This window comes from Thermostichus lividus PCC 6715 (assembly GCF_002754935.1).
GTDB classification, from domain to species: domain Bacteria; phylum Cyanobacteriota; class Cyanobacteriia; order Thermosynechococcales; family Thermosynechococcaceae; genus Thermosynechococcus; species Thermosynechococcus lividus.
Window position 1 is genome coordinate 1,883,042 of sequence record NZ_CP018092.1, and the last position, 17,926, is coordinate 1,900,967.

Genomic DNA, 17,926 nt, shown 5'->3' on the forward strand with positions numbered 1-17,926 from the left:
TTAGGGGGATAGGGCAGCACGCAGCCGCCACAATAGCAGGGTTTGACCCAGTTCAAGGGGCAGGAGTGTTACGCCTTCCACACAGGATTGCACCCATCCCTCTCCCCAACACCATTCCTGCCAGCCCTCGATCCCGCGTCGTAACACCAACACCAGTCGATGGTCACTGACCAGCTCTACCCTGTGCTCAATGGTGAGCCAGCCCAACTGGGTTGTAAACTGGCATCCTTCGTTGAGGCGATCGCTGCTGGTGTCAATGTGCAGCGGCCACAGCCATTGACGCATCTGGGTTGGCTCCGTTAAGTAGGCGGTCAACTGCGCTGCCGTAGCTGGCATTTCAATGCGCAGGTGGCTCGACTGAAAGGTTCCCAGCATAGATCCCCCTAGGTCGATAGGTACGTGTAACTGCGTAAGCTCCGCTCATAGTTTTCTAGGAGGTGTTGGGCCTCCGCTAGCGTAATGTGCTGCTCGGCAAGGGCATCTTCGGCACGGCGGCGAATATTTTCAAGGAGCGCGTCCCCGTGATACTGAACATAGCCCAGTACTTCTTGCATTGTATCGCCTCGTACCAAGTGCTCGATTTCATATCCCTTGGGGGTTAGCCGAATATGAACAGCATTGGTATCACCAAAGAGGTTGTGGAGGTTGCCCATAATCTCTTGGTAGGCACCATTCAGAAATAACCCCAGATAGTAGGGTTCCCCTGGCCGCAAGGGATGCAGCTCCAGCACCGACTTGACATCCCGCAGGTCAATAAACCGATCGATTTTACCGTCGCTGTCACAGGTGAGATCCGCCAAAATTCCTCGCTCTGTTGGCTCCTCCTCAAGTCGGTGAATCGGCAAAATCGGAAAAAGCTGATCAATCGCCCAACTGTCGGGTACCGACTGAAACACCGAAAGATTGATGTAGTAGATAGAGGCCATGATCTTTTCAAGGTCTTCGAGATCGTCGGGTACGTAGTCCTGTTGGCGGGCGATCGCCAGAATTTTGCTACAACAGGCCCAAAATAGCTGCTCTGCCCGTCCGCGCTCCGGCAAACTCAGATAGCCAAAGTTAAACAGACTGATGGCTTCACTCTTAAACTGCAAGGCATCGTTGTAGGCTTCTTGGTAGTTGCTCACATCAATGCTTTGGTACGTGTCGTAGAGGTTGCGAATAATTAAATGCTCCTGCGCCGTTGCCGCCTCGGGTACGACCTTGGGTACGCTGCTCACCCCCAATACATTGAACACCAGCACCGATTGGTGGGAGGCAATGGCGCGCCCACTTTCGCTAATGAGAGTTGGCACGGGAATATTGCGCTCACTACAGGCTTCCTTGATCTCGGCCACCACATCACTGGCGTAATTTTGCATACTGTAGTTTTTGGAGGCATGGAAATTGGTTTTGGAGCCATCGTAGTCAACGCCTAAGCCGCCGCCCACATCGAGGTATTGCATATTGGCACCGAGGCGCACCAGTTCACCGTAGATCTGCCCCGCTTCGCGAATGGCATCTTTAATCACGCTAATGGCGGAAATTTGCGAACCAATATGAAAGTGCAACAGTTGGAGAGCGTCCAGCATCTGGGCTTGGCGTAGCTGCTCCACTGCGGTTAAAATTTCCGGCACGGTGAGGCCAAATTTGGCGCGATCGCCCGCAGAGGTGCCCCACCGCCCCACCCCTTGGGTACTGAGCTTTGCCCGCACGCCGACAATGGGGTCAATCCCTAGGGCTTGGCTGACGGCAATGACCTCTGGAACCTCCTCCGGTTGCTCAAGGACAATGATGGGGGTATGTCCTAGTCGTCGCGCTAGGATCGCTGTTTCAATGTAGCTGCGATCTTTATAGCCATTGCAGATGAGAAGGGCACCTGGGGTCGTGAGCATCGCTAGGGCAATTAATAACTCTGGCTTAGACCCTGCCTCAAGGCCAAACTGGTGCGACTGACCAAAGCGAACCAGTGCTTCAATGATGTGGCGTTGCTGATTACACTTAACCGGAAAGACTCCCTTATAGGTACCGTTATAGCCATAGCGGGCGATCGCCCGGGCAAAACAAGCATTCAGCCGCTCAATGCGATCTTCAAGAATATCGGAGAAGCGCAGCAAAATCGGCAGGCCAATATTGCGCTGTTGCAGAGCCTGCACTAGTTCATAGAGATCCAGTGATCCACCGCGATCGCCCTTCGGCGAGACGGTGATATGGCCGGCTGCATTAATACTAAAGTAGGGTTCCCCCCAGCCTTGAATGCGGTACAGTTGCTCACTGGCCTCAATGCTCCAGCCTGCTGTTGTTGTTTCTACAGTTGCCGATCCAGCACCCATATCTGCTTGTTGCCCAACCAAACCGTGCTGATCCTAACCTGTTTCAGCAATAGCGACTAGTCAAGGGGATACTCTAGCCCGGCGAACATCGCAGCCACAACCCGCTGGGCTTTTTGATCAAGTTGGTGCCAGTCCACCTCCCCTGCCGCATCCAATAACCCCATATCAGCTGTCACCTCCCCCACCTGGAAGTCATGAATGCCTGCGTACTCTAAGTCTGGGGTATAGTCCGCAAAGCAGATTTCGTAGCACAGTTCCCATAAATTAACCCGCTGGTGGCGATCGCCGCGCCGTAAGTGCAACCAGTAGAGCACCTGCGGCTCTGAGGTGGGCAGTTCAACCGTTTCGTACTCCCCCTGCCACCCTGAGGTTTCTAATTGTCGCCGCAAATGATCTAGTAAGCGAATCAATGCCGGTTGTAGCAGTTGAGCCGCCGCATACCATGGGTGTTCTGTTGTCATGCCTGTCTCGCTTCCGCCTGCATTGGGTAGAATAAAGGGTATCCGCCAGCATCGCCAAGAGGAGTTCTATGACCGAGGCACCGGTTTTACCCATCCTACTGATGGGGATTGCCAACTTTTTGCAAATCTATCTCATTATCCTCTTAATTCGGGTTCTCCTGTCTTGGTTTCCCAATGTTAATTGGTACAACCCGCCCTTTTCCTTCCTGAGCCAGCTAACGGATCCCTACCTCAACATCTTTCGGGGGCTGATTCCTCCCATTGGCGGTCTAGATTTTTCCCCCATTATTGCCTTTTTCCTTTTGCAGTTTCTCGTACAACTGTTGGCGGGGTTTTCCAGTAGTGCCACGTTCTTTTAGGGTCTTGCGGCATGTCCACGCTGTTTCAAGATGAGTTTGCGGTGATTGTGGTGGGGGCTGGCCATGCAGGCTGTGAAGCGGCCTTGGCCACGGCACGCCTAGGCTGCCGCACCCTACTGCTGACTCTAAATCTTGACAAAATTGCATGGCAACCCTGTAATCCAGCGGTGGGGGGGCCTGCCAAATCCCAATTAGTGCACGAAGTGGATGCCCTCGGTGGTGAAATTGGCCGCATCACCGATCGCACGTACTTGCAGAAACGCCTCTTGAATGCCTCCCGCGGGCCAGCGGTCTGGGCGCTGCGAGCACAAACCGACAAGCGTGAATACAGCGCCCTCATGAAGCAAATTGTCGAAAACCAGCCCAACCTCCTAGTGCGCGAAGGCATGGTTACCGACTTAATCTTAGATGGCAACGATAGTGTGATCGGCGTGGAAACCTACTTTGGTGTTGCCTTTCGCTGCCAAGCCGTCATTTTGACCACGGGAACGTTCCTCGGCGGGCGCATTTGGGTTGGCAATAAGTCTATGGCCGCCGGTCGCGCTGGCGAGTTTGCGGCAGAGGGGCTATCCCAAACCTTGGCACGACTGGGGTTTGAAGTGGATCGCCTGAAAACGGGTACCCCAGCACGGGTCGATCGCCGCTCCGTGGACTACAGCAAAATGGAACCCCAGCCCCCCGATGAGCAGGTGCGCTGGTTTAGCTTTGATCCCAGCGTTTGGGTAGAGCGCCCTCAAGAACACTGCTACCTTACCCGTACCACCGCAGCAACCCACCAACTGATCCGCGAGAACCTGCACCTCACGCCAGTCTATGGCGGTTGGGTCGATGCCAAAGGGCCGCGCTACTGCCCCAGCATTGAGGATAAAATTGTTCGCTTTGCCGATAAAGACAGCCACCAGATTTTTATTGAACCCGAAGGCCGCGACACCCCTGAGCTTTACATTCAAGGGTTCTCAACCGGACTGCCGGAACCCCTACAACTGCAACTGCTGCGCACCCTCCCGGGGTTAGAGCACTGCATTATGCTGCGCCCCGCCTATGCGGTGGAGTATGATTACCTGCCGGCCACCCAGTGCTTTCCTACCCTGATGACTAAGAAAATTCAGGGGTTGTTTTGTGCAGGTCAGATCAATGGCACCACGGGTTACGAAGAGGCTGCTGCCCAAGGAATTGTGGCGGGGATTAATGCGGCGCGGTTTGCCCAAGGCAAGCCCATGATCACGTTTCCACGGCAAGAAAGTTATATTGGCACCCTCATTGACGATCTGTGTACCAAAGAGCTGCGGGAGCCATACCGGATGCTCACCAGTCGTTCGGAGTATCGGTTGGTTTTGCGATCCGACAATGCCGATCAACGCCTGACCCCCCTAGGGTACGAGATTGGCTTGGTGTCTGAAGAACAGTGGCACATCTTTCAAGCCAAGCAAGAGCGCCTAAAGGCGGAACGTCAACGGCTGGAAACCACGCGTCTTAAAGCCCACGACCCCATAGGTGAGCAGATTGTGGCTGCCACCGGCCAAGGGATTAAAAGTGCCATTACCCTCGCTGATCTGCTGCGGCGATCGGGTGTCCATTACGAGGTGCTAGATCGCTATGGCTTGGGCAATGCCGATCTTGCCCCTCAGGAAAAAGAGGCGGTGGAAATTGCCATTAAGTATGCAGGCTATATTGAGCGGCAACAGCGGGAAATTGAGCAGATCGCTCGGCAGGAGCAACGGCCACTGCCAGCGGATTTAGATTACTTTGCCATTCCTACCCTTTCTATGGAGGCGCGAGAAAAACTGAGTGCCATTCGCCCCCTGACCCTAGGGCAAGCCTATCGCATTGGTGGGGTGAACCCCGCCGACATTAATGCCCTGCTTGTCTATTTAGAGGTGCAGCAGCAGCGGCAGTCGTTAGTAACGGTCAACGGGTAGCGATGCGTGGCAGGATGGCTTGGTGAACTGGAGTTAGCCTACGCTTGGCAGCAGGGACGCACTGTTGCCTGTCGTACCTATGCGTCAGCACCCCTGAAACTACAGCGCTCCTTTTATCCCGAAGGGGGGCACATTTGCCATAATGTGCTGCTCCATATGGCTGGCGGCTATGTGGGGGGCGATCGCCTTCAGCAAACCATTACGTTGCAGCCCCACTGCCATGCCCTCATTACCACCGCTGCTGCGGCCAAGGTGTATGGTCGTGCCCAGCAGCCAGTGGACAACCGGGTTCACTGTCATATTGGTGAGGGAGCCTCCCTAGAATGGCTGCCCCAAGAAACCATTGTCTTTAATGGTGCTCAGTATCGCCACCAGTTGCATATTGAACTGGCCACCACGGCCCAAGTTTGCCTTTGGGAGATGACCCGCTTTGGCCGCACGGCTCGCGGTGAAGCATTTTTAACAGGACACTGGCGATCGCACATCGACGTGTGGCAGGCAGGCGTTCCCCTCTGGATTGATCGCCAACACCTCGACGGAACACTCTGCACCGCCTTGAATGGCTTGGCAGGGCGTACCCTTGTGGGCACCCTAGCATGGATTGGCACCACCGTGACACCAGACCAGATCATGGCACTGCGGGAATTGGCCAGCCCTTTCCAAGGAGAGCTAGGGGTCACTCGCCTCATTCGGGGCGTGGTGTGCCGGTATCGAGGGCACTCAACCCCAGAGTTACGGCAGTGGTTTATGGCCGCTTGGCACCTGCTGCGGCAAACTCTGCACCCAGATCAGCCTCGCCATCATCCACGGGTGTGGCCGTTGTGAGGGGATTGCGCCAGTGATATACTCCGGACACTCATGCTGACGCATAGCGTGTGGGCTGCTCAGTAAACTACTCCCAGCTAAAGCAGGGAGCTTTTAGTAGCCCTGCAGTTAGCAAGCCAACCACGAGCCTCTGGGGTGGTTTACAACACCCCCAATCGACCGTTACCAGTGCCTTAAACAACCGTTTCTGGTGTCCGCAGTACAATTATAACCTAAGGCAACTAAAGTTGCTAAAGGAGCTTTCCTCCCCGCACTGAAGTACGGGGCTTCCAGCCATACCCGATGTGATCACGGTCAATCGTTAAACCACTGGATAGCCTGCACTCTATCCACTTCGGATGAGCCTCGGGAGTCATGGCACTGACACGCAGTCTAGGCGCGCTGACCCCACGGCCCCCAAATGGCAAAGGTCATCCCCGGATGGTAGAGGTTGACAAACATCGTCTGACCATCGGGAGAAAAGCAGACTCCCGCCAGTTCTTGATCGTTGAGAGCATTCTGGGCAAAGGGGTAGATTTCTCCTTGAGGAGTAATGCCAACTAGGCGTTTGTTGCTGGAGTCCCCATCTTCGCAGCAGAAGAGATCCCCCCACGGTGCCATAACAAGGTTGTCGGGATAGTCCAAAATATTTTTTCCGGGAGACTCCACAAACAGTTCAATCGTACCGCCGTCATTAGTTGTAGAGCCTGGACGGTACCGCCAAATTTGCCCTAGGCGTTTGTCGCCGCCACTGGTGGCTGTGAAATAAAACTCGCCGTTGTGGTAGCATAGTCCTTCCCCACGGACAAACTGGGCTGCCCCGCGGTCATTGCCTTGATAACGGACGGTGTCCACGGCAGGGTCTGGCTCAGGAATAGTGACCCACTCGACTTCAAAGGGTTTGCGTAGGGGAAAGTCGCTGCCAGTGTTGATTTTGGGATAGCGTTTAATTTTGAGGGCTTGGAGCATTCCCCCCGCTGCTAGCTGCCTAGGCTCCTTGGGGATAAACCGATAGAAGAGGCTGTCGCCGCGATCTTCTGTTTGATAGATGATGTTGGTTTTTGGATCGATGGCGATCGCTTCGTGTTGAAAGCGACCCATGGCTTTGAGGGGCACCGGAGTCACTGGGCCTTGAGCAGTAATGGGGACTTCAAAGTTATAGCCGTGGCGTTTTTGCACAGGGCCTCGGTTGGCTGGGTTTTCGGGGGTGGCAATGGTTTCTTCGCAGCTAATCCAACTGCCCCAGAGAGTTGTGCCGCCAGCGCAGTTGCGGGAGGTACCTGCCAAGGACACATAGTGGCGCAGCAGTTGCCGATCCTTGCTCACTATTAGAGTGGTGGTGCCCCCGGGGGCAATGGGGTCATACATTTTATCTTTGGCAGCAACAACGCCTTGGAAACTACGGGGCAGTCCGGGATAGACTTCATGATTGCGCACCAAAATTGTTGACCCATCCGGCCCCGGAAAAGCCGCCATACCATCGTGGCAGGTGGGAACAGGGTTACCATCACTGAGGCGATCGCCTAGCCTAGAAAAGACTCGATATTGAAACCCTGCCGGTAGATGCAGCAGCCCCTGAGGATCTTTAACCAAGGATCCAAACCCCCGACCTGCGACGGAACGACCTTCGGCAGCACGCTGGTAGAGCAGTTGTAGCCCTTGGGGAAATAACGTTAAGCCGACCCCTGTGGCCGCTAACGTAAGAAATCGGCGACGTTGCAAACTCATGGTTTATTTTAAACTCTCTGTAAGCTAGACTACACAGGCACCATCAGTGCTCCCCTTTGTCTTACCGTGAATCCCCAATCAATTTCAAGCTTGAGTCGCCCGCTTAGCAACTGCTGCTGAAGACCTAGGGCGATCGCGCCCATCGAGAGTTTATCGTCAACCCTCGCTACACCTCGAAAACCTGTCATTGTTGCAACGTGATAGGTCATCGGCAGGGCAAAACGTTTGCGTGCCTGAACGTGTCCTGCGGCTGGATAGGAGATGCTGATGTGAATGGAGCGAAAAATATTGCTACTTTGGGGGGGCTTGTAAACATCCCTAGAGGCTCCGAGATACTGTCCTGCTCATGGCAGGATGTTGTCTTGAGGGCTGCTGAAAGCCCCGTCCTCTATCGGGCGAGGTAGTTTACGGATAGGTTTCCGCAGTGGCCACACCGGTTGTAGCTCGATAAAGAAGCCAGTCGCGATTCCATGGTTCAAATTGCTAGTTATGGTCGAGGAGACTATCAACGCTACGAATATCTCCATCGAGATGCGGCTAACGCCTTAATGAAAATGATTAGTGCAGCAAGGGATGAAGGGGTGTGGATTGTCCCGGTCTCTGGGTTTCGCGACATAGAACGACAAACTCTCCTCTGGCAAGATCAAATACAACGGCAGGGTTCAGAGGAACTAGCTGCCCGATTAAGTGCCCCTCCGGGTTATAGCGAGCACCACACAGGCTACTCCATTGACCTTGCCGACGGTTCCCGGCCAACGCAAGATGATATTACCCTTCGATTTATAGGAGTGATGTGGGCGGGCTAAAACCCCTCCGCTTTAGCGAGGGGATACAGCCAACTCAGGGGGCTTTAGCCCTCTCTATGTGTTAAACTAGAGACGTGGAAAGTAGGCGTATCAACTACGCGAAGAAACATCCTAGTACGGAGAAATCCCGGCAAGTAAGTCACTACCGCTTTGGCGGCAAGCCTAAACCACTGCAAGCAATGGCAGGATGTTGAGCGTATCGAATTGGCTAGTGTTGAAAAGCGCGAAACCACGAACCGAAACATAAACGTAGTCCCAATAGCAGAAATGCTTGAGGTGAGTAGGGGGTCTTTGACTGCCCCCACCCGCATTAAGTTGTGGGTGACAGCTCAAGGGAAAAGCGAAGCAACGCGGCTTCAGCCCGTTGCGTAGCATCCTTTGGGAATCCCCTCTCTTTCAAGGAGGGGAGAAGTCAACAATACCAAGGCCTTTGAGTGGCTGAACAGTCATGGTCGTGAGTTTGGTTTTGAGCTTTCATTTCCCGAAAATAACCGCCAAGGAGTGATGTACGAACCTTGGCATTGGCGATTTGTCGGCACTCCGGAGGCAGAAGCTGTGTTTAGAGCCGCTCGGCCAAGATTTCGGTAATGTTTGTAACGTGGCAGCCATAATACCCCTATGCAATGTCAGGTACCCCTATTCAAAGTGTTTGGAAGAATATAGGCTGAGAAAAATTTGCCAAGACTAGTGTTGGCACTTACTAATGTATGAAATGTACGGTGGCTGGTATCTTCATTGGTGGTGAGGGGAAATGGTTTTTGCCCTAGCATCGGAGCATTCAGCCAGCGCCAGTCTGCTCCCGCTGCGTGGAGAATTGGCCAAGCTGGGGCAATATCCCAGATGTGGGGGGTGCGCTCCACCGCACCAAGGGTATAGCCCACCGCTACAGTTAACAGGTTGTAGCTGGCAGACCCCAACATGCGAATTTTGCACGGAAACGATCGCTTGAGAACCTCAGTGCTGCGGGCACAAAGGCTAAAAAACGCATGCTGGTTAGGCTCAGCTACCTTCACTCCGATTCGCTGCCCATTCAAAAATGCCCCATTGGGGTGGCCGGGGGCATGATAATAGCCGTGGAAGGTTTGTCCTAGGGGTGGAGCATGGACATAGCCAAAGATCGGCATGCCTTGATAGAGTAAACTCAGGGCAATGCACCAGATCGGCAACCCATGGCTATAGTTGGTCGTGCCATCGATGGGGTCAATAATCCAGCACCATGGCTCACCTTGATAGGTGTGGTTGCCTTCCTCAGTCAGATAAGCATGGGTTGGAAACACCTCCTGAAGAAGTTCACGGATTTTTTGGTCTGCCCACAGATCCGCGCGGGTCACTAAGCTGCCGTCGGCTTTGTGCTCTATAGAAGACTGCCCTGCCCATTCCATCAGACGGGGGGCAACAATGGTTTGCATCTGCGCGCAGGTCTCTAGAACATCGTTCCAAAATTCAGGCGTCACAAACAGGGTTCCTCAAAACTCGGCATTGCCGGGGGTGCGGGGAAAGGGAATGACATCGCGGATGTTATCCATTCCTGTCATAAATTGCACTAGGCGCTCAAAACCTAACCCAAATCCGGCGTGGGGGACGCTGCCAAAGCGGCGCAAGTCCAAGTACCACCAGTAGGGCGCTGGATCTAGCCCCTGCTCGGTAATCCGGCTGTGCAACACATCGTAGCGTTCCTCCCGCTGGGAACCACCAATAATTTCGCCAATTTTGGGGGCAAGCACATCCATGGCCGCGACGGTCTTACCATCGTCATTCAAGCGCATATAAAAGGCTTTGATGTTAGCAGGGTAGTCATAGACAATGACCGGACGGCGGCAGTACTCTTCGGCAAGGTAGCGCTCGTGCTCTGATTGCAGATCTAGACCCCACGCCACTGGAAACTCGAAGGGACGACCACTGCTTTCTAACAGGTGAATGGCTTCGGTATAACTCAAGCGGGCAAAGGCTTGGCTCGCCATCTGCTGTGCTGTGGCCATGACGGTGTTGTCCACCCGCTCCTGAAAGAAGACCAGATCCTCGGGACAGTGCTCAAGGACGTAGCGAAACACATATTGCAAGAAGGCTTCAGCCAGATCCATATCCCCTTGCAGATCACAGAAGGCCATCTCTGGCTCCACCATCCAAAATTCGGCTAGGTGGCGCGAGGTATTAGAATTTTCAGCCCGAAAGGTTGGTCCAAAGGTATAGACCTGACTAAAGGCAGTGGCCATGATTTCTGCCTCTAGTTGGCCACTTACGGTGAGGTAGGCATGGCGACCAAAGAAGTCTTGGCTAAAGTCCACCGCTCCCGTAGGCGTTCTGGGTGGGGCGGCTAGATTCAGGCTCGTGACGGTAAAGAGTTCTCCGGCTCCTTCGCAGTCGCTGGCGGTAATAATGGGGGTGTGCACCCAGAGAAAGCCCCGTTCTTGAAAGAATTGATGAATGGCGGTAGCACAAGCATTGCGGATGCGCATCACGGCACCGATAGTGTTGGTGCGGGGGCGCAAGTGACTAATGGTGCGCAAAAACTCAAAGCTATGGCGTTTCTTTTGCAGGGGATAGGTGTCGGGATCCGCTGTGCCCCACACATGGATATGACTGGCGTGGAGTTCAATCCGTTGGTTTTTACCGGGGGAAGGGACAAGCTCACCGCTAAATTCAGCAGCGGCTCCTGTGGTTAAGTGCTTGATCAGGTCGGCGTATCCCTCAAGCGTGTGGGGAATCACTACCTGCAAGCCCGCTAGCAATGAGCCATCGTTGACGTTAACAAAGGTGCATTCCTTCAGTTCTCGTTTGGTGCGAATCCAGCCTTTGACGGTGACCTGAGTGCCAGCTTCGCCGTGGCGGACAATCTCACAAATGCGTTGTTGCATGGTCTATTTGCTCTCCTATAGCTGCACCACCGTTACGCCCCGCCCGCCCTCTTCGGGAGCGGCGAGTTCATAGCTCTGAACACTGGGATGGTGGGACAAAAACTCATGGACAAACTGCCGCAGTGCACCACTGCCGTGACCGTGAATAATCCATACTGTTCCCTGTTGACGGTTCAAAAATTCCTCTAGGAGGGGTTCTGCATCCCGCAGGCGTTTGCCCCGCAAGTCTAGGGTACGGGACTCGGTGCGGATGGCTGGGGCACTTTGGGTAGGGGGGCTGATGCTCGCGGATTTGGTTTTGACGGGGGGCTGGACGGGTTCACCGCTGAGGGATTCAACGGCGTGGGGGGGCACCGCCAGTTTGAGCTGCCCAAGTTGCACGACAATATCGCCCTGCTGGCTAACACTCAGGACTTCGCCGACCTGTTGCCACTGGGGTAAGCGAACGCGATCGCCCGGTTGGGGGATAAATCCACTGGGGGCAGGTGGTGGTAGATAGGTCTGGGCAATGTGGTCAAGGGCAGTTTGGGCGCTCTTGATCTGTTCGGGACTGGCGGCCTGTTGCAGTTGGGCAATCACCTTTGCAATTTCCTTTTGGGCGGCGACAATACTGCTGCGCACTTGTTCTTCTTGGTGCTGTCGCAATTGCTGTTCCCGCTGCCGCAGTTCTTTCGCTTTACGCTCGACCTCCTGATGCAGGTGCTCGGTCTCCTGTAGTAACTGCGTGACGGCGCTGATTTTTGCTGCTTGTTCTTGCCGTTGATCCACCAGCCCAGCAATCATTTGATTGACTGAACCTGTATCTCCTGCTAGGAGTTTTTTGGCTCCTTCAATGACGCTCTCGTGCAACCCCAAACGATGGGCGATCGCCAGCGCATTCGACTGGCCGGGAATCCCCCACAGCAGGCGATAAGTTGGAGCAAGGGTCTGTTCGTCAAACTCGACGGAGGCATTTTCAAATCGGGAGTCTTGGTACTTCAGGGCTTTGAGTTCGCCATAGTGGGTGGTTGCTAGGGTGAGGGTGGCATGATCCGCCAAGTACCGCAGCAGGGCGATCGCCAAGGCTGTTCCTTCGCTTGGATCTGTGCCTGCCCCCACCTCATCTAACAAGACGAGGGTGGCTCCCCCTGCTACATCCAACTCCGTTAAAATATCGCGAATGTTGCAGATGTGACTGGAAAAGGTCGAAAGATTCTGAGCCAAGGATTGCTCATCGCCAATATCTGCCCACACGCCACTAAACCACGGCAATTGGGGGGTGGCGGCAGCCGGAATATACAAGCCCGCTTTAGCCATTAAGGCCGCGAGTCCCACCGTTTTCAGGGTGGCGGTTTTGCCGCCAGTATTGGGACCGGTCAGGGTGACTACGGCAATGCTGGCGGGAATGTCCACATCAATAGGCACAACCGCTTGCCCCTGTTCGTGGTGGTGCTGCCACACCAACAGTGGGTGCCGTAGCTGCTGTAGCCGCAGGGAGGCCGTATCGCAAAATTCGGGGCAACTGCCCTCAAGCCACAGGCTATAGTGGGCACGCGCCACGGCCATGTCCAGCGCCGTCAGCACGTCAAGGATGTACCACAGGTCATCCGTCATCGTTGCCAACTGATCCGAGAGGGCTTGACAGACCGCTCGCTCTGCTTCTGCTTCTTGATGCCCTAACTGTTGTAAGCGGTTTTGTAGCTCAATGGTTTCCTGCGGCTCAATGTAGAGGGTGGCACCACTGGCGGAGAGGTCATGGATAATGCCGGGAACGTGATCTTTGTGGGTGGCCTTAACGGCGAGGACATGGCGATCGCGACGCTGGGTAATTACGGCGTCTTGCAAAGCAGTGGCGCGCCGTTGCACAATCTGTTGCAAAGCCGTATGCAACGTGGCACGAGCCTGACGTTGCTGTTGGCGAATGGCGGCAAGCTCAGGACTGGCGCGATCGCTCACCTCTCCTTGATCGGTAATACAGCGGTGAATTTCCTGGCTGACCTCTGGATAAGTGCGCAAGCCACTGACAAGGCGATTCAATTCCACAAGGAGGGGGTGGGCATCGATGTGCCGTCGCTGCTGGCGAGCCGTGGTTAACACGTGGGCGATCGCCAACAACTCGTTGCCCAGTAAACAGCCGCGATGTTGCAGCCGCTCTAGGTAAGGCTCAATATCCGTCACCAAACTAAAATCTAACCGCCCTTGGTACGTTGTCTCTAGCGCAATGATCTCCCTCGTTTGCGCCAAGAGCACCTCACTGGCGGCTTGCGTCCCCGCCAAAATATCGCCGGACTGAAGCTGACGCATCCCACGCTTTGTGGCGGCAAACGTGGCCAACTGCTGGCACAGACACGGCCACTCCAAACGCACCAACGACTTTTCTAGGGCACTAATCGCTAAACCTGTAGGAACCAATGTTCGTTATTGCTAAAAACACCACTGCTACTGAATGTAACACCGCCAATCTCCCCGTGCAGCCTTAGAGCACCAAGCCCGATATTTCTGCATCGATACTATCCTGTAATTTCAACAGCGTGCTGGTCAGCGCTTCGGCATTCAGGTACGGCCAATTAATCGTCTTTGAAATGATTTGCAACCGTTCTGTGATACTGGTCAGATCAGCAAACATATTTTCCCGGGGCAACCCCGCAAACAGCGCCATTGCCCCTTGATTCACCGCCCACTTGCACTCTGATTCGTGTACCCGGGTGCGCATCCCACTAAGTAAAATCACCTGCATCTCTGGGTACGACTGACGGTACTGGCGACAAAAGTCATAGGGATTTGTTTTCGGCATCCCCAAGTCTAACAACAGCAGACTGATTTTGCAATTGAGGGACTCAACGTGGGCAATAATTTTCTCCAGCTCAAAGTGGGAGGTCGCCCAAATTGTGGAAATCCCCTGAGAGTTGAGGAGTTCCCGCCACATTTCCCCTTGGGTGCGCGAGGAATGGGTCATCAACACGGTGGCTTGGCCATAGCTTTCATGGGAGTGATCGGTATAGGGGTGAGGGCTGGGGGCATCCCGCAGATCGATGTATTCGAGTTCAGACTCTCCAATCGCAATGCGATCGCCGTGGTGGAGGATATGAGTTCCCTGAATGCGGCTATTGCCAATAAATGTGCCGTTCATACTCTTGAGATCCATCAGCCGGTAGCGATGATCCGGTTGGCGTTCAATGGCAATATGAGCGCGAGAGCACCAGCGATCGGGCATGACAATATCACAGTCTTTACTGCGGCCAATGCGCCACCTGGGTAACTGATCCAGCACAATGGATCGCTGTATATAGATAGAGTGAAACAGCAACCGTGGTGTCGGGGCAGCAAGAATCAGTTCCGTTGGCCGCATGAAACCCCGTTGCGACTCTCCTGAGGAGCGTGTTGGGGATTGCAGATGCGGGACGTAGGTGTCGGGACGATTGGCCGAGGCATCCATAGGGGCAGATAAAAAACGTCGGAATAATTTAGCGCTTTGTGATGTTGCTATCTTATCGATGGAAAAATATTTTGGTGAATACTCTTACCAGTTTACCGCGATGAGGTCGGTGTGAGGGTTGGCTCTGCCGCAGTCTGCTGTTGGGGCGTTTTCGGGTTCGCAGGCTGCAAAATGCTGCGCAGGTGGGCTTGAATCTGTTGATGGCGTTCAACCCCTTCAAAGGCAAAGGGGGTGTAGTTCTGCTCCCGCATCAGACCACGAATATAGCGAATCCGCTCGGCAGTGGGTGGGTGGGTGGAAAACCATGGCAAGGACGGTTCTTGGTTGCGGTACTCTTTTTGGAGGGTGTGCATCAAGTTTAGTAAGCCATCGGCAGCATAGCCAGCCCGGGCAAGGATGCGGGTTCCTAAAATATCCGCCTCCCGCTCCATGTCACGGCTGTAGCTTGTGACCAGCAGCCCTGTAATGTAGCCCCCACAGGCAGCAGGCGAGTTAAGTTGGCTGTAGCCGTGCCTTGGGTCACCAATCGAAACCCATGGGACAAGACAGCGTGGGCAAGTTCGTGAGCCAGCAGCCCCGCTAGCTCTGCTTCGGTGTTGGCTTTGAGGATGGCGCCTGAGTGAATGAAAATTTTGCCCCCGGGTAAGGCAAAGGCATTCAGACTATCATCGTTGATAATGAAAAACTCGTACTCAAACTCATTCCGTCCAGCCACATTGGCCAGTTTCTGCCCCACCTCATTGACGTAGGCTTGGACATCGGGATCGTCTAAAAGCTTCACTTGACGGCTAATTTGCCGGGCGGCAGAGGCACCAATGGCCGCTTCCCCCTGCATCATTAAGGCCATCATTTGAATGGAGTCAAGGGAGAGGAGGGGGTTACCGGTAATAGCCACCCCCACTAAGCCCGTCAGGGCACCAACAATCATACTTTCGCGCAGCTGGCCTTGAACTTGACGGCGAAATCGCTGCATTCGCTCGGCGGCTAGGTGCTCAAATTCAGGCGCAGCGGGATGGTCGGGGTTCAGAATGGCAAAACGGCGGGCGGTCAGTGCCGCTTCTAGCCATTGTTTTTGGCGATCGTAAGACGCAACAAGGGCGCGCTGCAGCTCTGGTTGGTCGGGATAGAGGCTGGTGGCTTGCTCAAGCTGAGCGTGAGCTTCCTGCCGAGACCCTTGCTGGAATAAAAATTCAGCGAGTTTAACGTGTGCGGGAATAAATTCAGGAAACTGCTCAACGAGAAGCCGCAACGGTACAGACTGGGCACTGTACAGTTGCGATCCCCCTTGGACTTCGCGCCAATAAATTTGGGCGGCGGGGGGCAGTTGGCTAATTTCAAGGATGGCTGGCGGCGTGAAGCGCGGTGGTGGTAAATTAGTCTCTGCTTTTGCTTTTTGGTAATAGGTTCTGGCAAGGGTAAGGTCGCCCGCTTGGAAGTGGCGATCGCCCTCCATCAAGATGGCTAAGCGTCTTTCGCGAGCCGCTTTGCTCAGCACTGCGCTCCGGTGTCGCAGGCTCGATCGTGCCCTCTACCTCACTCTCCTCTGTCGGGGGCGATCGCCCTTAATATCTGCCATAGAAGGTAAGGGGGCAGGGGATTCCTCCACAACGGGGTCCGGTGGTGCAGGGGCTGGCGCTGAAGGCAATAAATCAATGGCCGAGCCTTGGGACTGGGGCAACGATGGCATCGCTTGGGCAAGGCGATCGCCCGCCACCACAGTCAGCCCATAGTCCACTGCATCGACGAAATCAACGAGATCAACCGAATCAATGGATTCAAGCGGACGTTGCTCCTGTGCCTTGACGGGTGCCACCCACAGGCTAGCCAGCACCGCCATACTTAACAACCCGTAGCGTAACCCAACCATAGGCCGTCCGTCTTCACATCGGGTAGGGCTGGAAGCCCCGTACTTCAGTGCGGGGAGGAAAGCTCCTTTAGCAACTTTAGTTGCCTTAGGTTATAATTGTACTGCGGACACCAGAAACGGTTGTTTAAGGCACTGGTAACGGTCGATTGGGGGTGTTGTAAACCACCCCAGAGGCTCGTGGTTGGCTTGCTAACTGCAGGGCTACTAAAAGCTCCCTGCTTTAGCTGGGAGTAGTTTACACCCTTTATGTGGCCACTAAATCGATGGGAACCCTTAGCACTATCTATATGAATGCGCTGCCATGGATTGACGCAGTGCAGCCATCCTCTGTGTCCTCAAGGTACTGGCTAACACCCTCCCACAACACAACTCTTAAGATACTCTCGATTATAATCATCGTAGCGAGTAGCAGCCTTCCAATAACGCTAAAGCCCAAGCGTCTAGGCCTCCGGTCACTAAAGGAATAGTTGTGCAATAAAACCAAGTGTTACCCCTCGAACACAAAGCGACTGCTCCTAGGGGCGAGAGAATCGTTTTTCGTTGCTATGGAGACTACACCATGCTCACCGATCAAGAAGTTGCTAAACTTGCCGCCACCAAAGGAATGGCAGCCACTAGTATGGAAGCTGCGCAGCCTTAGCGCCTTCAGGCCGCTAGTCAGTAAGAATCACCGTAACTGCCGCTCTAGCCAGCCACTATCCCATCCAATGAGTACCCCCACCCCAAGGAGCACGATACCCGTCAATCCCCAACTCCAAGGGGCAGCATCTGCAAAGGTGGGACGCATCTGCCCCCGTAGGCCGTAGCCCCGCAAACGCATGGCCAGATAAATGTGCTGCGCCCGTTCTTCAGTACGAATGAGAAAGGCGCCAATCAGTTGTGCCCACGCCCCCAGTCGTTGCCAATGTAGGCGAAAACCACGCAAAAAAAGAGCCTGCTGCATCTGTGAAAGCAAAAACTCTAACTCAAACAGATAACGATAGGTCAACGCCAAGGTATCGGTAAGCAGCGATGGTAAGTAGCACCAGCGACAGACGGCCAACCATTGGCTAAAGGTGAGCGTCTCGAGGAGGGTCACTGCTAGCGCGAGGCAGAGGATGAACCGCCACGAGAGAAGACAGGCCACCTGTAGCCCTGTGGTGGAAATCCACCCTAGGGGGGGGAGCCATCGCCACCCAAGGGCAGAAATACCCAAAGTCCGATCAAGAAAAAACGGGAGTGACGCAAGCGGTGAGCAAACTGCCGCCACGACACTTGACTAGCAACACAGCACAGCACAACCACAACCGAGGCAACGCCTAAGCTATTAGGGGTTTGCAAGCTACTAATGCCAAACATGAGCGAGAGAAGAGCTACAACCCGCGCTGGCGGCGACCAACGATAAAAGGGAGACTGAGGCACTA

General features: G+C 54.5%; 20 protein-coding genes. 6 read left to right on the plus strand and 14 right to left on the minus strand.

The genetic code is table 11. The annotated features are described in order from the left end of the window. From BRW62_RS09305 to BRW62_RS09315, 3 genes are read right to left on the minus strand one after another with little or no spacing between them, the layout of a single operon-like run. The gene (locus BRW62_RS09305) at positions 1 to 375 is read right to left on the minus strand and encodes a hypothetical protein (protein ID WP_099799198.1); all 375 of its coding nucleotides are present in this window, start codon (positions 373 to 375) and stop codon (positions 1 to 3) included. Positions 376 to 383: 8 nt separating this feature from the next. Next, positions 384 to 2,309, minus strand: a complete 1,926-nt coding sequence (gene speA / locus BRW62_RS09310; protein WP_099799910.1) for a biosynthetic arginine decarboxylase — start codon at positions 2,307 to 2,309, stop codon at positions 384 to 386. A 56-nt stretch (positions 2,310 to 2,365) separates the two neighbouring features. Continuing rightward, positions 2,366 to 2,770, minus strand: a complete 405-nt coding sequence (locus BRW62_RS09315; protein ID WP_099799199.1) for a hypothetical protein — start codon at positions 2,768 to 2,770, stop codon at positions 2,366 to 2,368. A gap of 68 nt (positions 2,771 to 2,838) precedes the next feature. On the opposite strand from BRW62_RS09315, the gene BRW62_RS09320 reads away from it, so the two are divergent. Genes BRW62_RS09320 through BRW62_RS09330 form a run of 3 tightly spaced genes read left to right on the plus strand, consistent with a single transcriptional unit; the run spans position 2,839 to position 5,873 of the window. Beyond that, entirely contained in the window at positions 2,839 to 3,129 is a 291-nt protein-coding gene (locus tag BRW62_RS09320) for a YggT family protein (protein WP_099799200.1), read from the plus strand. 11 nt (positions 3,130 to 3,140) lie between these two features. Next, positions 3,141 to 5,048 carry a tRNA uridine-5-carboxymethylaminomethyl(34) synthesis enzyme MnmG gene (mnmG, locus tag BRW62_RS09325; protein ID WP_099799201.1) on the plus strand — a complete coding sequence of 636 codons (1,908 nt, stop codon included), beginning with the start codon at positions 3,141 to 3,143 and terminating at the stop codon, positions 5,046 to 5,048. A gap of 6 nt (positions 5,049 to 5,054) precedes the next feature. Beyond that, positions 5,055 to 5,873, plus strand: coding sequence for an urease accessory protein UreD (locus BRW62_RS09330; protein ID WP_099799202.1), 819 nt, complete (start codon positions 5,055 to 5,057; stop codon positions 5,871 to 5,873). A 372-nt stretch (positions 5,874 to 6,245) separates the two neighbouring features. Here the strand turns inward: BRW62_RS09330 and BRW62_RS09335 are convergent, their stop codons facing one another. Together BRW62_RS09335 and BRW62_RS13100 are read right to left on the minus strand one after the other, a co-directional pair. Continuing rightward, on the minus strand, positions 6,246 to 7,580 hold the full coding sequence (locus tag BRW62_RS09335; RefSeq protein WP_099799203.1) for an alkaline phosphatase PhoX: 1,335 nt from the start codon (positions 7,578 to 7,580) through the stop codon (positions 6,246 to 6,248). 29 nt (positions 7,581 to 7,609) lie between these two features. Then, positions 7,610 to 7,789: a hypothetical protein gene (locus tag BRW62_RS13100; protein ID WP_157768349.1), complete on the minus strand. Its 180-nt coding sequence runs from the start codon at positions 7,787 to 7,789 to the stop codon at positions 7,610 to 7,612. On the opposite strand from BRW62_RS13100, the gene BRW62_RS15305 reads away from it, so the two are divergent. The 3 genes from BRW62_RS15305 (at position 7,778) to BRW62_RS15310 (ending at position 8,974) form a co-directional block, all read left to right on the plus strand. Then, entirely contained in the window at positions 7,778 to 7,984 is a 207-nt protein-coding gene (locus BRW62_RS15305; protein WP_376787920.1) for a hypothetical protein, read from the plus strand. The two genes, BRW62_RS13100 and BRW62_RS15305, sit on opposite strands and share 12 nt — an antisense overlap. A 66-nt stretch (positions 7,985 to 8,050) precedes the next feature. Beyond that, positions 8,051 to 8,386: a M15 family metallopeptidase gene (locus BRW62_RS09345; RefSeq protein ID WP_099799204.1), complete on the plus strand. Its 336-nt coding sequence runs from the start codon at positions 8,051 to 8,053 to the stop codon at positions 8,384 to 8,386. A gap of 378 nt (positions 8,387 to 8,764) precedes the next feature. Further along, complete coding sequence (locus BRW62_RS15310) at positions 8,765 to 8,974, plus strand: D-alanyl-D-alanine carboxypeptidase family protein (protein ID WP_099799205.1); 210 nt, start codon at positions 8,765 to 8,767, stop codon at positions 8,972 to 8,974. Between the two features lie 38 nt (positions 8,975 to 9,012). Here the strand turns inward: BRW62_RS15310 and BRW62_RS09355 are convergent, their stop codons facing one another. From BRW62_RS09355 to BRW62_RS13105, 9 genes are all read right to left on the minus strand, one after another. After that, entirely contained in the window at positions 9,013 to 9,840 is an 828-nt protein-coding gene (locus tag BRW62_RS09355) for an inositol monophosphatase family protein (protein WP_099799206.1), read from the minus strand. Positions 9,841 to 9,852: 12 nt separating this feature from the next. Further along, a complete protein-coding gene (gene asnS, locus BRW62_RS09360; protein ID WP_099799207.1) occupies positions 9,853 to 11,241 on the minus strand; it encodes an asparagine--tRNA ligase in 1,389 nt (462 codons plus the stop codon). A gap of 15 nt (positions 11,242 to 11,256) precedes the next feature. Continuing rightward, the gene (locus BRW62_RS09365; protein WP_099799208.1) at positions 11,257 to 13,632 is read right to left on the minus strand and encodes an endonuclease MutS2; all 2,376 of its coding nucleotides are present in this window, start codon (positions 13,630 to 13,632) and stop codon (positions 11,257 to 11,259) included. A 64-nt stretch (positions 13,633 to 13,696) separates the two neighbouring features. Beyond that, positions 13,697 to 14,656, minus strand: coding sequence for an FHA domain-containing protein (locus BRW62_RS09370; RefSeq protein WP_099799209.1), 960 nt, complete (start codon positions 14,654 to 14,656; stop codon positions 13,697 to 13,699). A 92-nt stretch (positions 14,657 to 14,748) separates the two neighbouring features. Next, positions 14,749 to 15,087: a M48 family metalloprotease gene (locus BRW62_RS14670; RefSeq protein WP_198406255.1), complete on the minus strand. Its 339-nt coding sequence runs from the start codon at positions 15,085 to 15,087 to the stop codon at positions 14,749 to 14,751. After that, the gene (locus tag BRW62_RS13465; RefSeq protein WP_198405984.1) at positions 15,063 to 16,151 is read right to left on the minus strand and encodes a M48 family metalloprotease; all 1,089 of its coding nucleotides are present in this window, start codon (positions 16,149 to 16,151) and stop codon (positions 15,063 to 15,065) included. Before BRW62_RS13465 ends, BRW62_RS14670 begins: the two co-directional genes overlap by 25 nt. Before the next feature lie 33 nt (positions 16,152 to 16,184). After that, a complete protein-coding gene (locus BRW62_RS13470) occupies positions 16,185 to 16,523 on the minus strand; it encodes a hypothetical protein (RefSeq protein ID WP_198405985.1) in 339 nt (112 codons plus the stop codon). 667 nt (positions 16,524 to 17,190) lie between these two features. Then, on the minus strand, positions 17,191 to 17,718 hold the full coding sequence (locus BRW62_RS09380; RefSeq protein WP_157768350.1) for an energy-coupling factor transporter transmembrane component T family protein: 528 nt from the start codon (positions 17,716 to 17,718) through the stop codon (positions 17,191 to 17,193). Then, complete coding sequence (locus tag BRW62_RS13105; RefSeq protein WP_157768351.1) at positions 17,676 to 17,924, minus strand: hypothetical protein; 249 nt, start codon at positions 17,922 to 17,924, stop codon at positions 17,676 to 17,678. The genes BRW62_RS09380 and BRW62_RS13105 overlap by 43 nt, the downstream gene beginning before the upstream one ends. Between the last annotated feature and the right edge of the window lie 2 nt (positions 17,925 to 17,926).